Annotated in this window: 3 protein-coding genes; all 3 read left to right on the top strand. The window is 62.7% G+C overall.

Annotated features, from left to right (window positions below):
• On the top strand, positions 1 to 840 hold an 840-nt coding region (locus BEP24_RS16760), incomplete at its 5' end, for an RHS repeat-associated core domain-containing protein (protein WP_216093160.1).
• Positions 841 to 846: 6 nt separating this feature from the next.
• Positions 847 to 1,455 (top strand): hypothetical protein, encoded by a 609-nt coding sequence (locus BEP24_RS17275; protein WP_141693504.1) that lies wholly within the window; start codon positions 847 to 849, stop codon positions 1,453 to 1,455.
• Positions 1,456 to 2,102: 647 nt separating this feature from the next.
• Positions 2,103 to 2,335: hypothetical protein (locus tag BEP24_RS16135; protein WP_141693503.1), on the top strand; the 233-nt coding region annotated here is incomplete at its 3' end.

Raw genomic sequence — 2,335 nt, 5'->3', positions numbered from 1 at the left:
GGCGGGCTGACCGCGGAGCTCCGTGGGACGAGCGCGGTGTGGTCGTACCCGAACCTCCACGGGGACATCGTCGCCACCACCGACGGGTCGGGCCAGCTCGCCTCGCAGGTGTTGCCGGTGTACGACCCGTTCGGGCAGGTCATGGACCAGGCCACCGGCCTGTTCGGTACGGCCACGGCGAACCAGTCCGGGCCGGACACGCAGCAGGGCAACGCCGACTACGGATGGCTCGGGCAGCACCAGAAGCTCAGCGAACACCTCGGCTCGATCGCCACGATCGAGATGGGCGCCCGGCAGTACGTCGCTGCACTCGGACGGTTCCTGCAGGTCGACCCTGTTGAAGGGGGCACCGACAACGCGTACGTGTACGTCAACGACCCCATAAACAGCTTTGACTTCACCGGTCAAGCAAGCTACAAATGCATGCCGGCGGCATGTTATGGCTCGAATGGGAAACGGGTAAAGTCGCTACCATCAAAGCATGTACCCTATAATTGCAGAAATACGTACCGCGGTTGTAGCAGGCCGGCCCGACTCACGCCGCAGCAAATTAGGAAAAATTTGGCGCGGTCTGGCTCGCAACTCGGTCAAGCCAGCTTCGTGATCGGAGTTATTGCAGTTATCGCGTTCGCGGTAGGACTTCCGGAAGTCGGCGCGGTCTTGGCGCCGATTAGTAGCGCATTCGGGCCAGCTTCGACACTGATAGCCTGCATCCAGCGCCCCAATGCGTATTGTGCGGCTCAGAGTATGACTGCAGTTTTCGGCGCAATAATCCCCGGAGCGGGCGGGGCCATATTCTCTTCCCTCACCGGAGGAGTGAGCTACATCCCAAGGAGATAAGGCCAGATGACAGAAAAGCGTAAAGGCAATCCGTCCAGAGGACTGCTCCCACTCCTCCCGGCTTTCTTCGGTATCATTGTCGGCGCTCCCGCCGTCCTCTCGGCATTGCTAAGCGGGGAGGGGTCGCAAATTGCGTCCGTGGCCATAGGTGCAGTTGTGATACTGCTCGTCTCCGGGCTATTTTTTCTGATCGTGCGGTGCTCATTCGCTCCGGCAGCGCACCAGCTCTCGTTGCTTCAGGGCAGTCTGCCTGGATCGGTTCATGTCCTTGCGCGATGGACCAAGGAGGGTCGGATTGCTCTGGGAGCGGGCCCGGACCAGGCTCTGCAACGTGATCTGATCGTCAGTTTCAGCTCGGACGCGATCGTTGTTCGGAGTAACCGTGGTGAGGTGATCAAGGAGATTAAGCGCGACGGAGATTGTGAGTTTTATGCCGAGACCGGTGACGTTTTTGAATCGACTCGGTCCGCTCCCGTCAGGAGAGGTGGCGTGCTGGTGCTTTCATTCGATGACCGCAAGGTGAGGTTGCCGCTCCTGGATCCAAAAGGATACGGAGTCCGCTTTGCGGGAACGGGGTTGACAAGGAAAATGCAGCAAGAACTAAAGGAACTATGATTACGGTTCCCTCGTTCTCGGCGCGACAGGCCGATTGGTTTGTCCTGCTCCGGTCCTAATGCGGGTGACGATGCTTACCGGGGAAGCAAGGCGCTCGAAAACAGAAAGCTGCGCTTGCGAAAGCCAAGCGTGATGTTGCGCGCGCGAACCGCAAGGAGCCGGGTTGTTCGTAGTACCGGCCCGGGGTCTGCCGGGCATTGTCGACCGCTCGGTGGCGTACCCGGCGGGTGCCGGGAACGCCGGCAACGGCACCTCGGTCACGGTCACGAAGGACGGTGCCGGTGCACTGACCGCGTTGACGTGGTCGTTCCCGAACAACCAGCCGCAGGTCACCGACCAGGTGGTCCGGTCCCAGTCCGGCAACGTGCTCAAGGACACCACCGCCCTCGGGGCGGCGTCGAACACGTCGACGTACTCCTACGACACGGCCGGGAGGCTCGTGGCCGCGTCGATCCCGCGGCACCGGTTGACCTACGGCTTCGGTGCCAGCACGTGCACCCAGTCGGGTGCGGTCGCTGCGGCTGGGAAGAACGGGAACCGGACGGCTTCGTCGGACCAGCTCCTCGACGCCGCGGGAGCCGTCGGCGGGTGCGGCGACGCAGGTTGCGTCCTGCTTCGACGCAGCGGACCGGCTCATCGGGACCACGGTGACGAACCCGGTCACGGGAGCGACGCCGGTGAACCAGTCCCTGACCGGTGCGCAGCTGGTCTACGACGCGCATGGGAACACCACCACGCTGGCGGACGAGACCCTCGTCTACGACGGGCAGGACCGGCACGTCCAGACCGCTCTGACGGACGGGTCGAAGGTGTCGTACGTGCGGGACGCGTCGAACCGGATCGTGCAGCGCACGGAACAGACCCCGAACGGAACGAAGAC

The organism is Curtobacterium sp. UCD-KPL2560 (assembly GCF_001705035.1).
GTDB lineage: Bacteria > Actinomycetota > Actinomycetes > Actinomycetales > Microbacteriaceae > Curtobacterium.
This window is presented reverse-complemented; position numbering and strand designations above follow the sequence as displayed.

Bases quoted from the DNA above. Each gene is read 5' to 3' on its own strand.
- BEP24_RS17275 (WP_141693504.1), top strand. From the start codon at position 847: ATGACAGAAAAGCGTAAAGGCAATCCGTCCAGAGGACTGCTCCCACTC.